The organism is Azospirillum sp. A26, from assembly GCF_042604635.1.
Classification (GTDB): Bacteria; Pseudomonadota; Alphaproteobacteria; order Azospirillales; family Azospirillaceae; genus Azospirillum; species Azospirillum palustre.
On the sequence record NZ_CP170472.1, the window covers coordinates 1630804 to 1648598 of the forward strand.

Annotated in this window: 18 protein-coding genes and 2 tRNA genes; 12 read left to right on the top strand and 8 right to left on the bottom strand. The window is 66.7% G+C overall.

Going from position 1 to position 17795, the window contains the following annotated elements:
* Window positions 1-76 precede the first annotated feature (76 nt).
* Entirely contained in the window at window positions 77-442 is a 366-nt protein-coding gene (locus tag ABNQ39_RS08275; protein ID WP_376956751.1) for a hypothetical protein, read from the top strand.
* Here the strand turns inward: ABNQ39_RS08275 and ABNQ39_RS08280 are convergent.
* The gene (locus ABNQ39_RS08280; protein WP_376956753.1) at window positions 439-888 is read right to left on the bottom strand and encodes an Rrf2 family transcriptional regulator; all 450 of its coding nucleotides are present in this window, start codon (window positions 886-888) and stop codon (window positions 439-441) included. The genes ABNQ39_RS08275 and ABNQ39_RS08280 overlap by 4 nt on opposite strands.
* A 157-nt stretch (window positions 889-1045) precedes the next feature.
* On the opposite strand from ABNQ39_RS08280, the gene ABNQ39_RS08285 reads away from it, so the two are divergent.
* The gene (locus ABNQ39_RS08285; protein ID WP_376956755.1) at window positions 1046-1978 is read left to right on the top strand and encodes an NAD(P)/FAD-dependent oxidoreductase; all 933 of its coding nucleotides are present in this window, start codon (window positions 1046-1048) and stop codon (window positions 1976-1978) included.
* On the opposite strand, the gene ABNQ39_RS08290 is transcribed toward ABNQ39_RS08285, so the two are convergent.
* Window positions 1975-2604 (bottom strand): LysE/ArgO family amino acid transporter, encoded by a 630-nt coding sequence (locus ABNQ39_RS08290; RefSeq protein WP_376956757.1) that lies wholly within the window; start codon window positions 2602-2604, stop codon window positions 1975-1977. The genes ABNQ39_RS08285 and ABNQ39_RS08290 overlap by 4 nt on opposite strands.
* Window positions 2605-2701: 97 nt before the next feature.
* Between ABNQ39_RS08290 and ABNQ39_RS08295 the strand changes: the two genes are divergently transcribed.
* The 3 genes from ABNQ39_RS08295 to ABNQ39_RS08305 all read left to right on the top strand — a co-directional run bounded on the left by ABNQ39_RS08295 (window position 2702) and on the right by ABNQ39_RS08305 (window position 6034).
* Window positions 2702-3631, top strand: a complete 930-nt coding sequence (locus tag ABNQ39_RS08295; protein ID WP_376956759.1) for a LysR family transcriptional regulator ArgP — start codon at window positions 2702-2704, stop codon at window positions 3629-3631.
* 60 nt (window positions 3632-3691) lie between these two features.
* Window positions 3692-5506 carry a M3 family oligoendopeptidase gene (locus ABNQ39_RS08300; protein WP_376956761.1) on the top strand — a complete coding sequence of 605 codons (1815 nt, stop codon included), beginning with the start codon at window positions 3692-3694 and terminating at the stop codon, window positions 5504-5506.
* 105 nt (window positions 5507-5611) lie between these two features.
* Window positions 5612-6034, top strand: a complete 423-nt coding sequence (locus ABNQ39_RS08305) for a bacteriohemerythrin (protein WP_376956763.1) — start codon at window positions 5612-5614, stop codon at window positions 6032-6034.
* 100 nt (window positions 6035-6134) lie between these two features.
* Here the strand turns inward: ABNQ39_RS08305 and ABNQ39_RS08310 are convergent.
* A tRNA-Lys gene (locus ABNQ39_RS08310) sits at window positions 6135-6210 on the bottom strand.
* 23 nt (window positions 6211-6233) lie between these two features.
* Window positions 6234-6309 (bottom strand) — tRNA-Lys (locus ABNQ39_RS08315).
* A 240-nt stretch (window positions 6310-6549) separates the two neighbouring features.
* On the opposite strand from ABNQ39_RS08315, the gene ABNQ39_RS08320 reads away from it, so the two are divergent.
* Entirely contained in the window at window positions 6550-8079 is a 1530-nt protein-coding gene (locus ABNQ39_RS08320) for a class I SAM-dependent methyltransferase (RefSeq protein WP_376956765.1), read from the top strand.
* Between the two features lie 42 nt (window positions 8080-8121).
* On the opposite strand, the gene hisE is transcribed toward ABNQ39_RS08320, so the two are convergent.
* Entirely contained in the window at window positions 8122-8448 is a 327-nt protein-coding gene (gene hisE / locus ABNQ39_RS08325) for a phosphoribosyl-ATP diphosphatase (RefSeq protein WP_376956767.1), read from the bottom strand.
* Window positions 8449-8583: 135 nt separating this feature from the next.
* Window positions 8584-9291 carry a phosphate signaling complex protein PhoU gene (gene phoU, locus ABNQ39_RS08330; protein WP_376956769.1) on the bottom strand — a complete coding sequence of 236 codons (708 nt, stop codon included), beginning with the start codon at window positions 9289-9291 and terminating at the stop codon, window positions 8584-8586.
* 197 nt (window positions 9292-9488) lie between these two features.
* Here phoU and ABNQ39_RS08335 point away from each other — a divergent pair, with 197 nt between their 5' ends.
* The 5 genes from ABNQ39_RS08335 (at window position 9489) to mrdA (ending at window position 14895) form a co-directional block, all read left to right on the top strand.
* Window positions 9489-10040, top strand: a complete 552-nt coding sequence (locus ABNQ39_RS08335; protein ID WP_376956771.1) for a TIGR00645 family protein — start codon at window positions 9489-9491, stop codon at window positions 10038-10040.
* Window positions 10041-10404: 364 nt separating this feature from the next.
* Window positions 10405-11445 (top strand): rod shape-determining protein, encoded by a 1041-nt coding sequence (locus ABNQ39_RS08340; protein WP_012974729.1) that lies wholly within the window; start codon window positions 10405-10407, stop codon window positions 11443-11445.
* A gap of 93 nt (window positions 11446-11538) precedes the next feature.
* Window positions 11539-12408 (top strand): rod shape-determining protein MreC, encoded by an 870-nt coding sequence (gene mreC, locus ABNQ39_RS08345; RefSeq protein ID WP_376956774.1) that lies wholly within the window; start codon window positions 11539-11541, stop codon window positions 12406-12408.
* 71 nt (window positions 12409-12479) lie between these two features.
* Window positions 12480-12992 carry a rod shape-determining protein MreD gene (gene mreD / locus ABNQ39_RS08350; RefSeq protein WP_109050854.1) on the top strand — a complete coding sequence of 171 codons (513 nt, stop codon included), beginning with the start codon at window positions 12480-12482 and terminating at the stop codon, window positions 12990-12992.
* Between the two features lie 16 nt (window positions 12993-13008).
* Window positions 13009-14895, top strand: coding sequence for a penicillin-binding protein 2 (gene mrdA, locus ABNQ39_RS08355; RefSeq protein WP_109096141.1), 1887 nt, complete (start codon window positions 13009-13011; stop codon window positions 14893-14895).
* A 13-nt stretch (window positions 14896-14908) separates the two neighbouring features.
* On the opposite strand, the gene ABNQ39_RS08360 is transcribed toward mrdA, so the two are convergent.
* Complete coding sequence (locus ABNQ39_RS08360) at window positions 14909-15829, bottom strand: DMT family transporter (RefSeq protein WP_376956777.1); 921 nt, start codon at window positions 15827-15829, stop codon at window positions 14909-14911.
* Between the two features lie 127 nt (window positions 15830-15956).
* On the opposite strand from ABNQ39_RS08360, the gene ABNQ39_RS08365 reads away from it, so the two are divergent.
* Complete coding sequence (locus ABNQ39_RS08365; protein ID WP_376956779.1) at window positions 15957-16688, top strand: ArsR/SmtB family transcription factor; 732 nt, start codon at window positions 15957-15959, stop codon at window positions 16686-16688.
* Between the two features lie 55 nt (window positions 16689-16743).
* On the opposite strand, the gene ilvC is transcribed toward ABNQ39_RS08365, so the two are convergent.
* Complete coding sequence (gene ilvC, locus ABNQ39_RS08370; protein ID WP_098739341.1) at window positions 16744-17763, bottom strand: ketol-acid reductoisomerase; 1020 nt, start codon at window positions 17761-17763, stop codon at window positions 16744-16746.
* Between the last annotated feature and the right edge of the window lie 32 nt (window positions 17764-17795).

The following is a 17795-nucleotide window of genomic DNA, read 5'->3' on the forward strand; positions in this document are numbered from 1 at the left end:
GACGGGAGACGGAGCGTGCAGCAGTGCGGTCAGCGACGCTCTGGTCAGGACGCCCCCGGACCGTTATGCATGGATCATGGCCGTCGATCCACCCATCACCGGAATCCGCCCGATCCTGACCGTCGTTCACGGCAACGGCGAACGGCTGATCGTGGCCCGACTCACCAACCTGGGCGGCGGCAGCCAGTCCAACCGCTTCGTCCTGCGCCGGGCCGACTTCCGCCCGCCCTGGGAGCAGCCGGAGAAGGGCTATTTCGGTTATGCCGAGGTCGCCCGCGCGCTCGACGCCAACGGCTGGCGCGGCTGCGCCATCGAAGCGATGGCGACCACCGACCTGGAGGAACGCCGCGCCCGCCTGCTCGCCCGCAAGAAGCTGCACCTGCAATGCGTCGAGGCAGCGATCCGGCGGGCGCAGGAGGGGGAGTCGCCCAAACTGGGCTAGGCACCGCGCTCAGCTTTTCCCAGCGCCTTCATGCGCCGGTCGAAATCGGCAGCGAGATCGGCGAGCGTCACTTGGCCGAGATGGCGGACGAGCACCGCCTCCGCTTCACGCAGTGCCCCATCCAGGGCGGCATTGACGGCCTGCTCCACCAAGCAGCTCGGCTCGTCCGCCGTGGGACCGATGGCGAAGATTCCCGGCTCCCCCAACGCGCGGTGGATGTCCAGCAGGGTGATCCCGTCGAGCGGCCGAGCCAGCCGCCAGCCGCCGCCGTGGCCCTTTTCCGACCGCACATGGCCGGCCTCGCGCAGCCCCGCCATGGTCCGGCGGATGACCACCGGATTGGTGCTCAGCATCTCGGCAATCGCCTCCGACGTCAGCGCACCGTCATGCCGGTCCATGTGGATCAACACATGCAGCATGCGGGAAAGGCGGCTGTCCTGTCTCATCGGCAATCGGTCCTTTTAAGCGTACGCAGGGCGAGCGGTCAACTCAGGCCACTTCATAAGTTACATGGCACATTGACCGCGCCCTTTCATGTAACTTATCATGTATCGTGACTGGGCGCGGACGGCGTGTCCGCTCCATCCATGGAAAGGCACAGGCATGAACGGAAACGACACGACGACCTATGACGCCATCATCGTCGGCGGCAGCTACGCCGGCATCGCCGCCGCGCTGCAACTGGCCCGCGCCCGCCGCCGGGTGCTGGTGATGGACGAAGGGCTGCGACGCAACCGCTTCGCCAGCCACTCCCATGGCTTTCTCGGGCAGGATGGCCGTCCGCCGGGTGACATCGCCGCCGAAGCCCGCGCCCAACTGATGCGCTATCCGGCCGTCACCTGGATGACCGGACGGGCCGAAAAGGCCGTCAGGACAAGCAAGGGCTTCGAGATAACCGATTCGGATGGCACAGGCCACCGTGCGCGCCGGTTGTTGATCGCCGTCGGTGTGGTTGACGAACTGCCGGCGATTCCCGGTCTGGCGGAACGTTGGGGCTGCTCCGTCTTCCATTGCCCCTACTGCCACGGCTATGAGCTGATGCAGGGCCGTATCGGCGTCGTCGCCGTGTCCGGGCACTCCATGCACCATGCGCTGATGCTGCCGGATTGGGGGCCGACGACACTGCTGCTGAACGGCGCCTTTGAACCGGATGCCGACCAGTCGGCCCATCTGGCCCGGCGTGGCGTCACCGTTGAAACCGCTCTCATCAGCGGGATCGACAGCGACCCGCCGGAGGTTGCGCTCGCCGACGGACGCAAATTGCCGTTCGCCGGGCTGTTCGTGCTGCCGAGAAGCCGCGTTGCCAGCCCGCTGGCCGCACAGCTCGGGTGCGCGAGCGAGGATGGACCGCTCGGCACCCATATCCGCGTCGATGCGATGCAGGAGACCAGCATCCCCGGTGTCTTCGCCTGCGGCGACGCGGCACGGGCCGCGGGATCGGTGGCGCTGGCCGTCGGCGCCGGTACGATTGCCGGAACGGCGCTGCACCGGTCGCTGCTGTTCTGCGAGGACGATGCATTGTTCGCCCGCGCCTAGCCGATCAGCAGGCCGACCGCAATCGCCCACATCACCAGGGCGATGCCGCCGTCCATCACCCTCCAGGCGGCGGGCCGGGCGAACAGCGGGCGCAACAGCCGGGCGCCATAGCCGAGCGCGAAGAAGAACAGGAAGGACGCCGTCATCGCCCCCAGGGCGAAAGCGCCCCGCGCCTCGGCGAAGCGGGCGGAGACGGAGCCAACCAGCACCACCGTGTCCAGATAGACGTGCGGGTTCAGCCAAGTCAGCGCCAGACAGGTCAGCAGCGCCGCCAGCAGCCCGCCCAGCTCCCGGTCGGCCGGGTTCAGCCCGCCGCCGCCGCCCTGCCAGGCCGACCGAGCGCTGCGCAGGCCATAGACCAGCAGGAAGGCGGCGCCGGCATAGCGCATCAGCGGCTCCAGCCATGGCCAGCGCGCGCCGGCACTGGCAAATCCGCTGACCCCGACCAGGATCAGCACGGCATCCGACAGGGCGCAGGTGGCGCAGATCGCCAGCACATGCTCGTTGCGCAAGCCCTGGCGCAGTACGAAGGCGTTCTGCGCCCCGATGGCGACGATCAGGCTGAAGCCGAGGAACAGGCCCGCCAGGAAGGCGGGAAGCGGGACAGCAGTGGAAAGCTCGGTCATCTTGGCGGTTCCGGAGTCGGTGGATGCCAATCCGCTACCATCGGACCTTCGCATGCCGTACTTAATCCTCCTTGCCCTGATGAAGCAGAGCTAATTCATGCTGGACTATCCGCTGCTGGCGGCCTTGGCCGCCGTCATCCGCACCGGCAGTTTCGATCGCGCCGCAAGGCAGTTGCACGTCACCCCCTCCGCGGTGTCGCAGCGGGTGAAGCTGCTGGAGGAACGGCTGGGCACCGTACTGGTGGTGCGCGGCCAGCCCTGCACCGGCACCGCCGCCGGCCAGCGCCTGTGCCAGCATGTGGAGCAGGTGTCATTGCTGGAAAGCGAGCTGCGCGGCGCCCTGCCCGGCCTCAGCCCGGCGGACGGGCCGGTCACCTTGCGGATCGCCGTGAATGCCGACAGCCTCGCCACATGGTTCGTCGCGGCGATGGCGGAGCTGCCCGGCTGCCTGTTCGATCTGGTGCTGGACGACCAGGACCACAGCGCCGAATGGCTGCGCAAGGGCGAGGTGCTGGCCGCCGTCACCGCCAGCGCGGCGCCGGTCCCCGGCTGCAACAGCCATCCGCTGGGGGCACTGCGCTACCGCGCCACCGCCAGCCCGGACTATCTGCGCCGCCATTTCCCCGATGGGGTGACGGCCGAAAGCCTCGCCACCGCACCTTGCCTGACCTTCAATCGCAAGGACCGGCTACAGGCGCAGTGGCTGCGTCTGGCGCTGGGCGATCACGACCCGGGGCCGGTGCCCACCCCGCCGACCCACTGGCTGCCCTCCACCCATGCCTTCGTCGACGGAGCGCTGGCCGGGCTGGGATGGGGAATGAACCCCGACCCGCTGGTCGCCGACCATCTGGCAGCCGGCCGTCTGGTCGAGCTGGTGCCCGGCCGGCCGCTCGACGTGCCGCTGCATTGGCAGCAGAGCCGCATCGCCGGCACCGCGCTGGCAGAGCTGTCGCGCGCGGTCCTCCGTTCCGGGCGGCAGGCGCTGCACCCAATCGTCGAAAGCATGGGAAGCCCGCCCGCCGCATGAGGACTTTGCCCGCGCCGCGTGCGCGCTTATATGGATCCGACAAATCTCTGGAGGGATTCGATGACCAGCAGCGCCGCCACGGCCGCAAACGACACCCCCGATCTGGGTGCGCTTCCCACCTGGGACCTGAGCGACCTTTACCCCGGCACCGAGTCGCCTGAACTGAAGGCCGACCTCGACCGGATGGAACGCGAATGCAAGGCCTTCCGCGAGCGCTATGCCGGCAAGCTGGCGGCGCTGAGCGGCGACGATCTGGCCGCGGCGATCCACCAGTATGAGGACATCGACGAGACGCTGTCGCGCGTCATGTCCTATGCCGGGCTGGTCTACAACGGCAATATGGTCGATCCGACCGTCGCCAAATTCTACCAGTCGGCGCAGGAGCGGGTGAACGACATCTCTGCCCACCTGATCTTCTTCACGCTGGAGATCAACCGGCTGGACGAGAAGGATCTGGCGGCGAAGCAGAAGGCGTCCTCGTCGCTGCGCCATTACGAGCCGTGGCTGCGCGACGTCCGCCTCTACCGCGACCACCAGCTGTCCGACGAGATCGAACGGCTGCTGCACGAAAAGCATGTGGTCGGCCGCGCCGCCTGGAATCGCCTGTTCGACGAGACCATCGCCAGCCTGCGCTTCCCGATGGGCGGTAAGGAGCTGACCTGTGCGGAGGCGCTGAACCGCCTGTCCGACCGCAACCCCGCCGTCCGCCGCGAAGCCGGCGAGGTGGTGGGCAAGGTGCTGGGCGAGAATGCGCGGCTGTTCGCGCTGGTCACCAACACGCTGGCCAAGGACAAGGAGATCGAGGACGAGTGGCGCAACTACCCGACGCCGACCTCCGCCCGCAACCTGTCCAACCGGGTCGAGGACGAGGTGGTCGACGCGCTGGTGTCCGCCGTCAAGGGCGCCTATCCGGACCTGTCGCACCGCTATTACACGATGAAGGCCAAGTGGTTCCGCCAGGACCATCTGGATTACTGGGACCGCAACGCCCCCCTGCCGGAGGATGCCGACCGCAGCATTCCCTGGAACGAGGCGCGCGACATCGTTCTGGGCGCCTATGGCCGCTTCTCCCCCGATCTCGCCAGCTTGGGCAAGCGCTTCTTCGACAACCCCTGGATCGATGCGCCGGTCCGTCCAGGCAAGGCGCCGGGCGCCTTCGCCCATCCGACTGTGCCCAGCGTCCACCCCTATCTGCTGGTCAACTACCAGGGCAAGACGCGGGACGTGATGACGCTGGCCCATGAGCTGGGGCATGGCGTCCACCAGATCCTGGCGGGCAAGCAGGGCCATTTCCTGTCCGACACCCCGCTGACGCTGGCGGAAACCGCGTCGGTGTTCGGCGAGATGCTGACCTTCCGCGCCCTGCTGGCGGCGGAGACCGACCCGAAGCGCCGCCGCATCATGCTGGCCGGCAAGGTCGAGGACATGTTGAATACGGTGGTCCGCCAGATCGCCTTCTTCGACTTCGAACGCCGCGTTCACACCGAACGGCGCGAGGGCGAACTCACCTCGGACCGCATCGGCGAGATCTGGATGGCGGTGCAGGCCGAAAGCCTGGGCCCGGCGCTGCGCTTCGACGAGGGGTATCGCCATTTCTGGTCCTACATCCCCCATTTCATCCACTCGCCCTTCTATGTCTACGCCTATGCCTTCGGCGACTGCCTGGTGAACTCGCTCTACGCGGTCTACCAGGACGCCGAACAGGGCTTTGCCGAGAAGTATTTGGCGATGCTGTCGGCCGGCGGCACACTGCGTCACAAGGAGCTGCTGGCCCCGTTCGGCCTCGATGCCTCCGACCCGGCCTTCTGGCAGAAGGGCCTCGGCGTCATCCGCGGCTTCATCGACGAACTGGAGGCGAGCGAGGCGAAGGCCTGACGATCCAGGTGGCTTGACCACCGTCAAGAGACCATGACGGTTGTGCGGGTATGGTGGCCTTCGGAGCGTCGTCTCCGAAGGCCATCTTTTTTGGAAGCGAACATCATGCTTGCGACCACCACACCCGCCGCCGCCGCCACACCTGCGGCCGCCAGCACTGTCCCCATGCTCGGCTATGCGGTCATGGACTGCGACCATGTCGATTCGGTCGCGCTGCTACAGGCGGCCTGCGAGGCCCCGGCCGGCGAACTCCGGGCTCCCTTCGCCGCGTTTGCCAAGCATCTGCGCGAGCATTTCGCCCGCGAGAACGCGCTGATGACCCAGCACGGCTTCTTCGCCCTGCATTGCCACACGGAGGAGCACGCCCGCGTCCTGACCGTGGTCGCGACGATGGAGGCCGATCTGGCGGAGGGGAAGGAGAACCGTGCCCGGCTCTATGTGACCGAGCATTTCCCCGACTGGTTCCACACCCACCTGGCGACGATGGACCGGGTGACCGCGGATTTCCTGGCGCAGGCGGAAGGGTGAGGATCCGGGAGGGGCATCACGAAAGGCGCCTCTCCCACACCGGACCAAAGTCCGGAAATGGAAAGGGGCCGGAACCTGCTCGGTTCCAGCCCCTTATGGATGGTGGGCGCACAAGGACTCGAACCTTGGACCCGCTGATTAAGAGTCAGCTGCTCTACCAACTGAGCTATGCGCCCATCCGTAGGAAATGTTCAAGAGATGGTGGGCGCACAAGGACTCGAACCTTGGACCCGCTGATTAAGAGTCAGCTGCTCTACCAACTGAGCTATGCGCCCATCTCTTGATGCGGTGAACTTGACTGATGTCTTTGCAGAAACCAGCCGACTGTTCATCGCGCCGGCCAAGCCGTTATCCCGGCCGGTGTGGCGCGGTTTATAACGAAGGGCTTTTGACCTGTCGATAGCAAAATCGCACCCCATGTGAATTTTTTGGCGCGCGCTTTTCGGTGGCCGGACTCAGCTCCCGGCAGCTACACCGGCGCTGTCGAAACGACGCATCGGAACGGGGGATCGGGGATGGGCGGCTGGACCGAAGGCTATGTCGGGGGCATCGACTATATCCGCGCCGTCTATCGCGACTGGTCGCCGGCCATGCTCTGCTTCGCCCTGACGCTGCGCGGCTGGCGTCCGCCGGAGGCGCTGCGCCGCGGCGGCTTCACCATGGCGGAACCCGGCTGCGGCCATGGCCTGACCAGCGCCCTGCTGGCCGGTGCCCACCCGGCGGCGCGGTTCGAGGCGATGGACTTCAACCCCTCCCACATCGCCGGTGTCCGCCGGCTGGCCGCCGACGCCGGGCTGACCAATGCCGAGTTCCTTGAGGAAAGCTTTGCCGAATACGCCCGGCGCGACGGGCCGATGCTGGATGCGGTCGCGCTGCATGGCGTCTGGTCCTGGGTGAGCGCCGGGAACCGGGCGATCCTGCTGGAGGTGCTGCGCCGCCGGCTGGCGCCGGGTGGCGTCGTCTTCGTCAGCTACAACGCCCTGCCCGGCACGCTGGCCCACATGCCGTTGCGCCGCCTTCTGGTGGAGCGCTGCGCCGAAGGCGACGGCCCCCTGCCCGACCGCATCGCCGCAGCGGTGGAGTTCGCGGCACGGATGGCGGCGCAGGGCGGCGGCTGGTTCGCCAACACCGACGGCGTGGTGGAGCGGATCGAACAGCTTCGCCACAAATCGCCGAACTACATCGCCCATGAATATCTGAACGGCGACTGGACCGCCTTCTACCATGCCGATGTGACACGCGAGCTTGCGGCCGCCAAGCTGGAGTTCGCCGGTGCCGCCGTTCCGATGGAGCAGTTGGACGATCTCACCCTCTCCCCCGCCCAGCAGGCGCTGGCGGGCGAGGCACGCGACACTGCCCAGGCCGAAACCCTGCGCGACGTTATGACCAACCGCAGCTTCCGTCGCGACCTGTTCGTGAAGGGCGGCGAGCGTCTGGGCCGGGCCGAGCGGCGTGCCCTGCTGGGACAGACCCGTTTCGCACTTCTGGTCGCCGCAGACGACCTGCCGGAGAGCGCCTCTACCCCCGTCGGCCGCCTGTCCTTCTCCCGGACGCTCTACCAGCCGCTGGGCGAGGCGCTGGCGGAAGGACCGCAAAGCCTGGACGCACTGCTCGCCCGCCCGGCTCTGGAGAAACAGGGAGAGGAAGCGGTGCTGCGGGCGCTGATCCTGCTGACCAGCCTGTCGCTGGCGGCACCGGCAATGCCCGAGGATGGGGACACCGAACGGAAAGTTTCCTGTGACCGCTTCAACGCCGCGGTTCTGGAGCGCCATCGCTTCGGCGACACGCCGGGTCAGCTCGCCTCGCCACTGCTGGGGGCCGGCGTGCCGGTGTCGCGGATCGAGGCGCTGTTCCTGCTGGCCACGCGACGGGGCGAGGAGCCGGCCGCCTTCGCCTGGCGTCACCTGTCGGCAGACGGCATCGTGCTGGGGCGCGACGGCGAACGCTGCGAGGGGGACGAGGCCAACCGCGCGGAACTGGCGCGACGGCATGCGGCCTTCACGCAGCGGCGGTTGCCGGTGCTGGAAAGGATTGGGGTGGCTTGACGGACAAGTGATCTGACGGAAGAAGTGCCAGATGCCGCCTCTTCAGCGATCTGACGCCGTCTTCGGCAGCTTCTCGGCGATCCCATAGAGCGCCTCGCGCCGGCGGATCTCTGCGAACACGTCGTCGGGATGGATGTTCAGCGTCGCCCATAGCACCGAAAGATTGTAGAGCAGGTCGGCGCTTTCGTTGATAACGCCCTGACGGTCCTCGTTCATGGCGTCCAGCGCCACTTCGACCGCCTCTTCGCCCACTTTCTTGGCGATCTTCTTCGGCCCGGCGGCGATCAGCCGCGCGGTCTTGGAGTGCGCCGGGTCCATCTGCTGGCGGTCGAGGATGGCGGCATAGAGGCGGAGCAGGTCGTCGGTCATCAGGTGGATATTGTCTCGTGTGCGGGTGACGGAAGCATCGTTCTGCTAACGTGATCACTCCGCAACGGAATTACCATCCCCCATAGGCGCGGTGGAGCGCCGCACAACGGCCTTATGCCATGCGGCGCTCCGCTTTCAGCCCACCGGGTCGTAGGAATGATCGGCCTTGGGGCGCTCTTCGAGCAGGGTCTGGCCGGTGCTGACGAAATAGACGACTTCGGCGATGTTGGTGGCGTGATCGCCGATGCGCTCAAGGTTCTTGGCGATCATCATCAGGTGCATGTGCGCCGTGAACTGGTCCTGCGCCGCCAGGGCCGACCGTTCCACTTCCGCAACGAGGCTGGTGTAGAGCGCATCCACCTCGTCGTCGGTCCGCCAGATCCGCAGCGCGGCCTCGCCGTCGTTGTCGACATAGGCGTCGATCACCGCGCTGAGCCGTTCACGTACCAGCCGGCCGAGCTGCGGCAAACCCGCCATCGACCCGGAGTCGGGCAGGCTGAAGATGGCAACGGCTCGCTTGGCGGTGTTGGCGGCATGATCGCCGATGCGCTCAAGGTTGCCGGCGATCTTCAGGGCCGCGATCACCTCACGCAGATCGTCGGCGACCGGCTGGCGCAGGGCCAGCAGGCGCATGCAGTGGGCTTCGATGTCGTGTTCGAAGGAGTCGAGTCGGGCATCCGACTCCACGATTTCCCGCGCAAGCTGGGGGTTGCGCTGGGCCAGGCAGATCAGAGCCTGGTCGATCTGCGTCTCCGCAGCGCCGGCCATCTGCACGATGGCGGATTTCAGCCGCTTCAGCGCGTCCTCGAACGCGGACACGATGTGCGGAGCGGAGGTCTTCATGGTCGCCAAACCCTTCCCGGCGGTCTCGTTCCAAGCCGCCACCATAGCGCCGGGACGTTACGGTACGATGACAGCGCCTATGACCAATGGAGGCCGCCCGCACTTCGCACGTGCGGGAGAAACTGTCCGATTGATTTTGCGGCGCAGCATTGCGACACATGGTCCCTATCCCCTCCCAACGACGTGCCGAACCCGCCATGATCGAACGCCGCTTTGAACAGATCATCTTCGCCAGCCGCTGGCTGCTCGCGCCCTTCTATCTCGGGCTGGTGGTTTCGCTGGCCGCGCTGCTGGTGAAGTTCACGCAGGAAATCCTGCACATGATCCCGCAGGTGCTGGAAATGAGCGAAAAGGACGTGCTGCTAGGCGTGCTGACGCTCATCGACCTGTCCTTCGCCGGCAATCTTCTGCTGATGGTGATCTTCGCGGGATATGAGAACTTCGTCTCCAAGATCGACGTCGCCAATCACGAAGACCGGCCGGACTGGATGGGCAAGGTCGATTTCGGCGGGCTGAAGCTGAAACTGATCGCCTCAATCGTCGCCATCTCGGGCATCCACCTGCTGAAAGCCTTCATGAACCTGGCGCAGACCTCGCGCGACGAGCTGATGTGGCTGGTCATCATCCACATGACCTTCGTGATTTCCGGTGTTCTGCTGGCCTGCATGGACCGGCTGGAAGGTCATCACGGCCATGCTGCCAAGCCCGAGGAGAAAGCCGGGGCGAGATCCACAGCCGATCATCACTGATAAGTCACCGTGTTCCTTCGTCTCGTCTGTCAAATGTCTATTGCGGCGCAGCAACGACAGGGATAGACACTTCACCGTCATGTCGGCCAGCAGGGTTTTCAGCGGATCGGAACGGGCTTTGCCGCAGGGACTGGGCCTGTTGACGGATTATTAACCCTAACCCGCCACTGTGCCCATCACCAGACGCCATGCCGCGGCGGTCCCCGGTTCGCCGGAGACCCTGTCCACAGCAGGCATCAGGGCTGCCGGGCGCACTCTCCGCTTGAGCGTGCGGACGCATTCGACTATGGAACCGTTGGCGGGCATGCAATGCCAGTCCGCCGGCTCGGCCGTCTCAACCGCTTTGATAGAGTTCGTCAGCTCCATGCTCTCCAAACTGCTCGGCGTACTGTCCGCTGACATGGCGATCGATCTGGGGACGGCCAACACCCTGGTCTATGTCAAGGGCCGCGGCATCGTCCTGAACGAACCGTCCGTCGTCGCCATCGCCAATGTGCGCGGCAAAAAGCAGGTCCTCGCCGTCGGTGACGAGGCGAAGATGATGCTTGGCCGCACCCCGGGCAACATCCAGGCGATCCGGCCCCTTCGCGACGGCGTCATCGCCGATTTCGAAGTCGCGGAGGAAATGATCAAGCATTTCATCCGCAAGGTTCACAACCGCCGCAGCTTCGCCAGCCCGCAGGTCATCATCTGCGTGCCGTCGGGCTCGACCGCGGTGGAACGCCGGGCGATCCAGGAATCGGCGGAGGCCGCAGGCGCCCGCCGCGTCTTCCTGATCGAGGAGCCGATGGCCGCCGCAATCGGCGCCGGGCTGCCGGTGACCGAACCGACGGGCTCGATGGTCGTCGACATCGGCGGCGGCACCACCGAGGTGGCCGTGCTGTCGCTGGGCGGCATCGTCTATTCGCGGTCGGTCCGCGTCGGCGGCGACAAGATGGACGAAGCCATCATCGGCTACATCCGCCGCAGCCACAATCTGCTGGTCGGCGAAGGCTCCGCCGAGCGGATTAAGAAGGAAATCGGCTCCGCCTGTCCGCCCGAGGACGGTGAAGGCCGCATCTTGGAGATCAAGGGCCGCGACCTGATGAACGGCGTGCCGAAGGAGCTGATCATCTCCGAGCGCCAGATCGCCGAGTCGCTGGCCGAACCGGTCTCCGCCATCGTCGAGGCGGTGAAGGTCGCGCTGGAGCATACCGCTCCTGAGCTGGCCGCCGACATCGTCGACAAGGGCATCGTGCTGACCGGCGGCGGCGCCCTGTTGGGCAACCTGGACTTCGTCCTGCGCCACGCCACCGGCCTGCCGGTGTCGATCGCGGACGATCCCCTCTCCTGTGTGGCGCTCGGCACCGGCCGCGCGCTTGAGGAGATGAAGACGCTGCGAAACGTCTTGGTCAGCGCCTACTGATTGGTGTATCCCTGGTTGGAAGGCCTCCGGTCCCCTGCCCACCCCTGACGGTGAGGACCGGAGACGGACCGCGTATCTGGACGGGAATTTCCTGTGAAGCCACGCTCATCCGGCTCCGTCATCCGCCTTGCCGCCCCCTTGCGGGCTCTCGCGCAGCGATTCTCCTTCCTTCTGCTGGTGCTGGCCTCCATCGCGCTGATGATGGTCGGCAAGATCGAGTCCGTCTCGGTGGACAGCGCACGCGCACGCGTGACCGACGCCTTCGCCCCCATCCTGGACGCCATCTCCCGCCCCGCCGCCACGGCGGCGCGCGTGGTCGAATCCGCGGTGGAGCTTGAGAACGCCTTCGACGAGAACCAGCGGCTGAAGGCCGAGAACGCCCGGCTTCTGCAATGGAGGCAGGCCGCACTGCGGCTGGAGGCGGAAAACAACAGCCTGCGCAGCCTGCTGCGGGTCCGCCCGGAACCGTCGGTCAACTACATCGCCGCCCGCGTCATCGCCACCCCCGGCAGTTCCTTCGTCCGCACGCTGGTGGTCACCGCCGGCAAGCGCGACGGGGTGCGCAAGGGTCAGGCGGCGCTCGCCGGCGCCGGTCTGGTCGGCCGGGTGATCGAGGTCGGCGAATGGTCGTCCCGCGTCCTGCTGCTGACCGACATCAACGCCCGCATTCCGGTGATCCTGTCGAACACGCGCCAGCGCTCGATCCTGGCCGGCGACAACTCCGATCAGGCCAAGCTTCTCTATCTGCCGACGGACTCGCCGATCCAGGTGGGCGAACGGGTGGTGACCTCCGGCGACGGCGGCCTCTTCCCGCCCGGCCTGCCGGTTGGCGTGGTGACCGCGGTCAGCGAACGCGGCATCCGTGTCCTGCCCAGCGCCGACCTGTCGCGCGTGGAGCATCTGCGTCTGGTGGATTTCGGCCTGCCGAGCACCGATCTGGACCCGTCGCCAGATTCGAAGTGAAGTGGATGTGGAAGTGAGCTGGTTTTGGACGTGAGCCGGACGGACGGTCCGCCGACCGGGGGATTGCCGTCATGACGGCGACCTTCTGGCAGAAGGTGGACAAGACCGGGCGCAATCTGGCGCCCTTCGCCGTCACGGTGATGATGGTGCTGGTCGGCATGATCCCGCTGCCGGTCCCCGGCTATGCCCCTGTCGCACCGAACCTGACGCTGGTCTCGGTCTATTACTGGACGATCCACAGGCCTGACCTGATGCGTCCGGGGGTGGCCTTTCTCATCGGACTGCTTCAGGATTTCCTGATCGGCGGACCGCTGGGCGTCAACGCCCTGCTGCTGGTCGTTGCCCAATGGGCGGTCCTGAACCAGCGCCGGGTGTTCCTGGCCAGTACCTTCGCCCTGCTGTGGTTCGGCTTCACGCTGGTGATGGCGGGGGCCGTCCTGCTGCAATGGCTGGCTTTTTCGGTGCTCGACGCCGTCACGCTGTCGATCCTGCCGGCCCTGTTCCAGGGCCTGCTGACGGTGGCGGTCTTTCCTGCGGTGGGTTGGCTGCTGATCCGCGTCCATCGCGCGTTCCTGAACGGGTAAAGGGTCGACGGGTCTCATGAGTTCGATCGATCGCGACACCGACCGCTCCCGCCTGTTGGCGCGCCGCGCCCTGGTGCTGGGCGGTATCAAGCTGGCCGGCCTGTCCGCGCTGGTCGGTCGGCTCTATTACCTGCAGGTGGTCGAGTCAGCGCGCTACACCATGCTGGCGGAGGAGAACCGCATCAGCCTGCGGCTGATCGCGCCGTCACGCGGCAACATCGTCGACCGCTTCGGCGTGCCGCTGGCGGTCAACCAGCAGAACTACCGCGTCGTCGTCGTGTCTGAACGCACCCACAACATTCAGGAGACGCTCGACAAGATCTCCCGCATCGTGCCGCTGACCGATGGCGACCGCCGCCGCGTGCTGCGCGAACTGCACCGCAAGCGCCGCTTCGTTCCCGTCACCGTGCGCGAGAACCTGACCTGGGAACAGGTGGCGACGCTGGAGACCAACACCCCCGACCTGCCCGGCGTGTCCATCGAGGTGGGCGAACTGCGCTATTACCCGCAGGCGGACTGGACCGCCCATATCCTGGGCTATGTCGGCGCCGTCTCGGAGTCGGAGCTGAGCGGCAACAGCGATCCCGTCCTGTCGCTGCCCGGCTTCCGCATCGGCAAGGCCGGCATTGAGAAGTTTCACGAAAAGGTGCTGCGCGGCACCGCCGGCACCAGCCAGTTGGAGGTCAATGCGGTCGGCCGGGTCATCCGCGAGCTGTCGCGCGACGAGGGCCAATCCGGGCGCGAGGTGCAGTTGACCATCGACATGGCCCTGCAACGCTTCGTGCAGGAGCGGCTGTCGCAGGAGGTCAGCGCCTCGGCCGTGGTGATGGACGTCCACACCGGCGGCATCTATGCCCTGTGCTCCCACCCCAGCTACGACCCCAACCAGTTCACCATGGGCATCAGCGCCGAACTGTGGGAAGAGCTGTTGTCCAACCAGGCGACGCCGCTCAACAACAAGGCGGTGGTCGGACAATATCCGCCGGGCTCCACCTTCAAGATGATGGCGGCGCTGGCGGCACTCGAATCGGGGGTGGTCAGCAACCGGCACACGGTGTTCTGCCCCGGCCATCTGGAGCTGGGCGACCACCGTTTCCACTGCTGGAAGCGTGGCGGGCACGGCACCATCGATTTCGTCGGCGCGCTGCGCCATTCCTGCGACGTGTTCTTCTACGACGTGTCGCGCCGCATCGGCATCGACCGCATCGCCGAAATGTCCAACCGCTTCGGTCTGGGCAGCCGCACCGGCATCGACCTGCCGCACGAACGCGCCGGCCTGATCCCGTCCATCGCCTGGAAGAAGGCGACGCTGGGCAAGAACTGGGATATGGGCGAGACGCTGGTCGCCTCCATCGGCCAGGGCTATGTGCTGACGACGCCGCTGCAACTGGCGGTGATGACCTGCCGGCTGGCCAATGGCGGCTATGCGGTCAAGCCGCACCTGACCAAGCAGATCAAGACGGTCAGCGGCGAGCAGACCGCTTGGCCCAGCATCGGTGTGAAGAAGGAGAACCTCGACATCGTGCTGCGCGGCATGACCGAGGTGACCAACGCCCCTAACGGCACCGCCTTCAAGTCGCGCATCACCGAGGTCGGCTATGAGATGGCCGGCAAGACCGGCTCCGCCCAGGTCCGCCGCATCACCATGGCCGAGCGCAACACCGGCGTGAAGAAGAATGAGGATCTGCCCTGGCGCGAGCGCGACCACGCGCTGTTCGTCGCCTTCGCGCCGATCCAGGCGCCGCGCTATGCCTGTGCGGTGTTCGTCGAGCATGGCGGCGGCGGCTCCACCGCGGCGGCCCCGATTGCCCGCGACATCCTGCTGGAAACCCAGAAGCGCGACCCCGGCCGCGCCGCCGTCGCCGAAACCCCGCCGACCGGCTTTGGGGAGCCGCGGGGCTGAGAAGCGGATCGGGTCAGGACCGGGCGCGGACAGGAATGGTCATCGCCGCCACCCCCAGCACGACCGCGGCACAGCCGGCAAGCATGGTCGGCTCCAGCGTCTCGCCCAGCATCAGCACGCCGATCCCCACCCCGATCGGCACCCGCAGATAGGCTTGCGCGGTCGTCGGAACCGATCCGATGGTGTGGACGAGCCGGAAATAGAGAACGAAGGCCAAAGCGGTTGAGAAGACCGACAGGCCGGCAAGCGCCAACAGCGACTCTGGCGACGGCGACAGGGTCCAGGGACGGTCGACCGCCAGACTGACCGGCAGCAACAGCGCTGCCCCGCACAGCAGCGAGCCGGCGGCCGGCATGATCGGGTCCAATCCTTTGAACACGCGGCCGAAGATGGCCGCTCCGGCATAGCAGACGGTGGCGAGGACGATGGCGCCTTGCGCCAGCAGATCGCGGCCGATGCCGTCGATGGCTCCCGTCCCGATGATCAGCACCGTTCCACCGAGACCGGCGAACACGCCGACCGCCTTCCGCCAGCCCAAGGGCTCGTGCCGGGTCAATAGAAAGGTGAGGAGGAAGGCGAAGATCGGCGTCGTCGCGTTGAGGATCGCTGCGGACCCGGCATCTACCGTCTGTTCTGCCCAGGCAATCAGGGTAAAGGGGAGAACGCTGTTCAGACAGGCCTGAAGGAGAAACCGCTTCCACACAGCCCCGTCCCGCGGCAGGGACAGGCTGCGCCAGCGGATGACCGCCAGCAGGATGCCTCCGGCGATCAGGGTCCGCCCGGCGATGAAGGTCAGCGGCGGGATCGTCTCGACGCCGATCCGGATGAAGCTGTAGGACGCGCCCCACAAGGTCGCAAGGGCCAGCAACAAAGCAAGCTCGACACGCAGATCGGGCCGGGAAGCGGGTGTATCGGGGGCTGGAACGCTGGTCATGTGGTGGCTCCGTCGGTCTTGCAAGGCGGCCCACCATGACAGCCGAGCCATTGAAAGACCGCCGCGAACGCTTCGGCCGTGGACGAAACGTCGGCCGCTGACGGGGCTGGCGAAGGGGCTTAAACTGATGAACATGACCAGCCCGCCCTTCCCCCTCGCCTCCGCCAATGGCATCGCCACCATCGCCGCTTTGATCGGCGATCCGGCGCGGGCGAACATCCTCTCCGCTCTGATGGGCGGGCAGGCGCTGACCGCTGGCGAATTGTCCTGGCATGCAGGTGTCGGAGCGGCGACCACCAGCGGTCACCTCGCCAAAATGAGCGAGGCGGGATTGCTGGCGATGGAACGCCAGGGCCGGCACCGCTATTACCGGCTGGCCTCCCCCGACATCGCCCAGGCGATGGAAAGCCTGATGGCGGTGGCCGCCGCCGGCCCGCGGCGCCATCGTCCGCCCGGACCGAAGGACGAAGCGCTGCGGACCGCCCGTACCTGCTATGACCATCTCGCCGGGCGGCTCGGCACGAAACTGGCTGACAGGCTGAACGAGCGTGGATTCGTGATTCTCGGCGACGGCGGCGCCCTGGTGACCGACGACGGCCGCGATTTCCTGGGCGGCCTGGGTCTCGCAATTCCCGACGCCGGCGGGCACCGCAGGCCGCTGTGCCGGGTCTGCCTGGACTGGAGCGAGCGGCGGCACCATCTGGCCGGACGGTTGGGCGCGGCCCTGCTGACCTGTTCGCTGGAGCGCGGCTGGATCGCACGCAGTCCCGACAGCCGCGCCGTGGCGATCACCGAGGCCGGCAGCACGGAATTCTCCACGATTTTCGGCATCACGCCGGAGCATCTGACCGCCAAATAAAAAGCGCGCCCCCGAAGGGACGCGCTTCTCAGCAAACCGACAGGCTTTCGCCGGATCAGTTCTTCGACTTGTCGACCAGACGGCGCTCGGCGATCCACGGCATCATGGCGCGCAGCTTCTCGCCGACCTTCTCAATCTCGTGCTCGGCGTTGCGGCGGCGGATCGCCTTGAAGGACGGCTGGCCGGCCTTGCATTCCAGCATCCAGTCGCGGACGAAGCGGCCTTCCTGGATGTCGGTCAGGACGCGCTTCATCTCGGCCTTGGTCTCGGGCGTGATGATGCGCGGGCCGGTGCGGTAGTCACCGTATTCGGCCGTGTTGGAGATCGAGTAGCGCATGTTGGCCATGCCGCCCTCGTACATCAGGTCGACGATCAGCTTCACTTCGTGCAGGCACTCGAAGTAGGCCATCTCGGGGGCGTAGCCCGCCTCGACCAGCGTCTCGTAGCCGGCGCGGATCAGCTCGGTCAGACCGCCGCAGAGCACGGCCTGCTCGCCGAACAGGTCGGTCTCGCACTCTTCCTTGAAGGTGGTCTCGATGATGCCGGCGCGGCCGCCGCCATTGGCCGAGGCGTAGGACAGGGCGATGTCCAGCGCGTTGCCCGAGGCGTTCTGGTGCACGGCGACCAGCGACGGCACGCCGCCGCCACGCTGGTATTCGCTGCGCACGGTGTGGCCCGGGCCCTTCGGCGCGATCATGAACACGTCGAGGTCGGCACGGGCCTCGATCAGGTTGAAGTGGATGTTCAGGCCGTGCGCGAAGGCCAGGGCGGCGCCCTGCTTCATGTTCGGGGCCAGATCGTCCTTGTACAGGTCGGCCTGCAACTCGTCCGGGGTCAGAACCATCACGACGTCGGCCCAGGCGGCGGCTTCGGCCGGGGTCATCACGGTGAAGCCGGCGGTCTCGGCCTTCTTGATGGTGGCCGAACCCGGGCGGAGCGCGATCCGCACATCCTTCACGCCGCTGTCACGCAGGTTGTGGGCGTGGGCGTGGCCCTGGCTGCCGTAGCCGACGATGACGACCTTCTTGCCCTTGATCAGGTTGACGTCGGCATCACGATCGTAATAGACGCGCATGGAGATGATTCCTTGAATTCGCAACGAACGAA

Coding starts and splice junctions, on each gene's coding strand:
- ABNQ39_RS08275 (WP_376956751.1), top strand. CDS start 77: ATGGCCGTCGATCCACCCATCACCGGAATCCGCCCGATCCTGACCGTC.
- phoU (WP_376956769.1), bottom strand. CDS start 9,291: ATGAAGACCTCCGCTCCGCACATCGTGTCCGCGTTCGAGGACGCGCTG.
- ABNQ39_RS08295 (WP_376956759.1), top strand. CDS start 2,702: ATGCTGGACTATCCGCTGCTGGCGGCCTTGGCCGCCGTCATCCGCACC.
- ABNQ39_RS08320 (WP_376956765.1), top strand. CDS start 6,550: ATGGGCGGCTGGACCGAAGGCTATGTCGGGGGCATCGACTATATCCGC.
- ABNQ39_RS08285 (WP_376956755.1), top strand. CDS start 1,046: ATGAACGGAAACGACACGACGACCTATGACGCCATCATCGTCGGCGGC.
- ABNQ39_RS08340 (WP_012974729.1), top strand. CDS start 10,405: ATGCTCTCCAAACTGCTCGGCGTACTGTCCGCTGACATGGCGATCGAT.
- ABNQ39_RS08360 (WP_376956777.1), bottom strand. CDS start 15,829: ATGACCAGCGTTCCAGCCCCCGATACACCCGCTTCCCGGCCCGATCTG.
- ABNQ39_RS08280 (WP_376956753.1), bottom strand. CDS start 888: ATGAGACAGGACAGCCGCCTTTCCCGCATGCTGCATGTGTTGATCCAC.
- ABNQ39_RS08365 (WP_376956779.1), top strand. CDS start 15,957: ATGAACATGACCAGCCCGCCCTTCCCCCTCGCCTCCGCCAATGGCATC.
- ABNQ39_RS08335 (WP_376956771.1), top strand. CDS start 9,489: ATGATCGAACGCCGCTTTGAACAGATCATCTTCGCCAGCCGCTGGCTG.
- ABNQ39_RS08305 (WP_376956763.1), top strand. CDS start 5,612: ATGCTTGCGACCACCACACCCGCCGCCGCCGCCACACCTGCGGCCGCC.
- mreD (WP_109050854.1), top strand. CDS start 12,480: ATGACGGCGACCTTCTGGCAGAAGGTGGACAAGACCGGGCGCAATCTG.
- mrdA (WP_109096141.1), top strand. CDS start 13,009: ATGAGTTCGATCGATCGCGACACCGACCGCTCCCGCCTGTTGGCGCGC.
- ABNQ39_RS08300 (WP_376956761.1), top strand. CDS start 3,692: ATGACCAGCAGCGCCGCCACGGCCGCAAACGACACCCCCGATCTGGGT.
- ilvC (WP_098739341.1), bottom strand. CDS start 17,763: ATGCGCGTCTATTACGATCGTGATGCCGACGTCAACCTGATCAAGGGC.
- hisE (WP_376956767.1), bottom strand. CDS start 8,448: ATGACCGACGACCTGCTCCGCCTCTATGCCGCCATCCTCGACCGCCAG.
- ABNQ39_RS08290 (WP_376956757.1), bottom strand. CDS start 2,604: ATGACCGAGCTTTCCACTGCTGTCCCGCTTCCCGCCTTCCTGGCGGGC.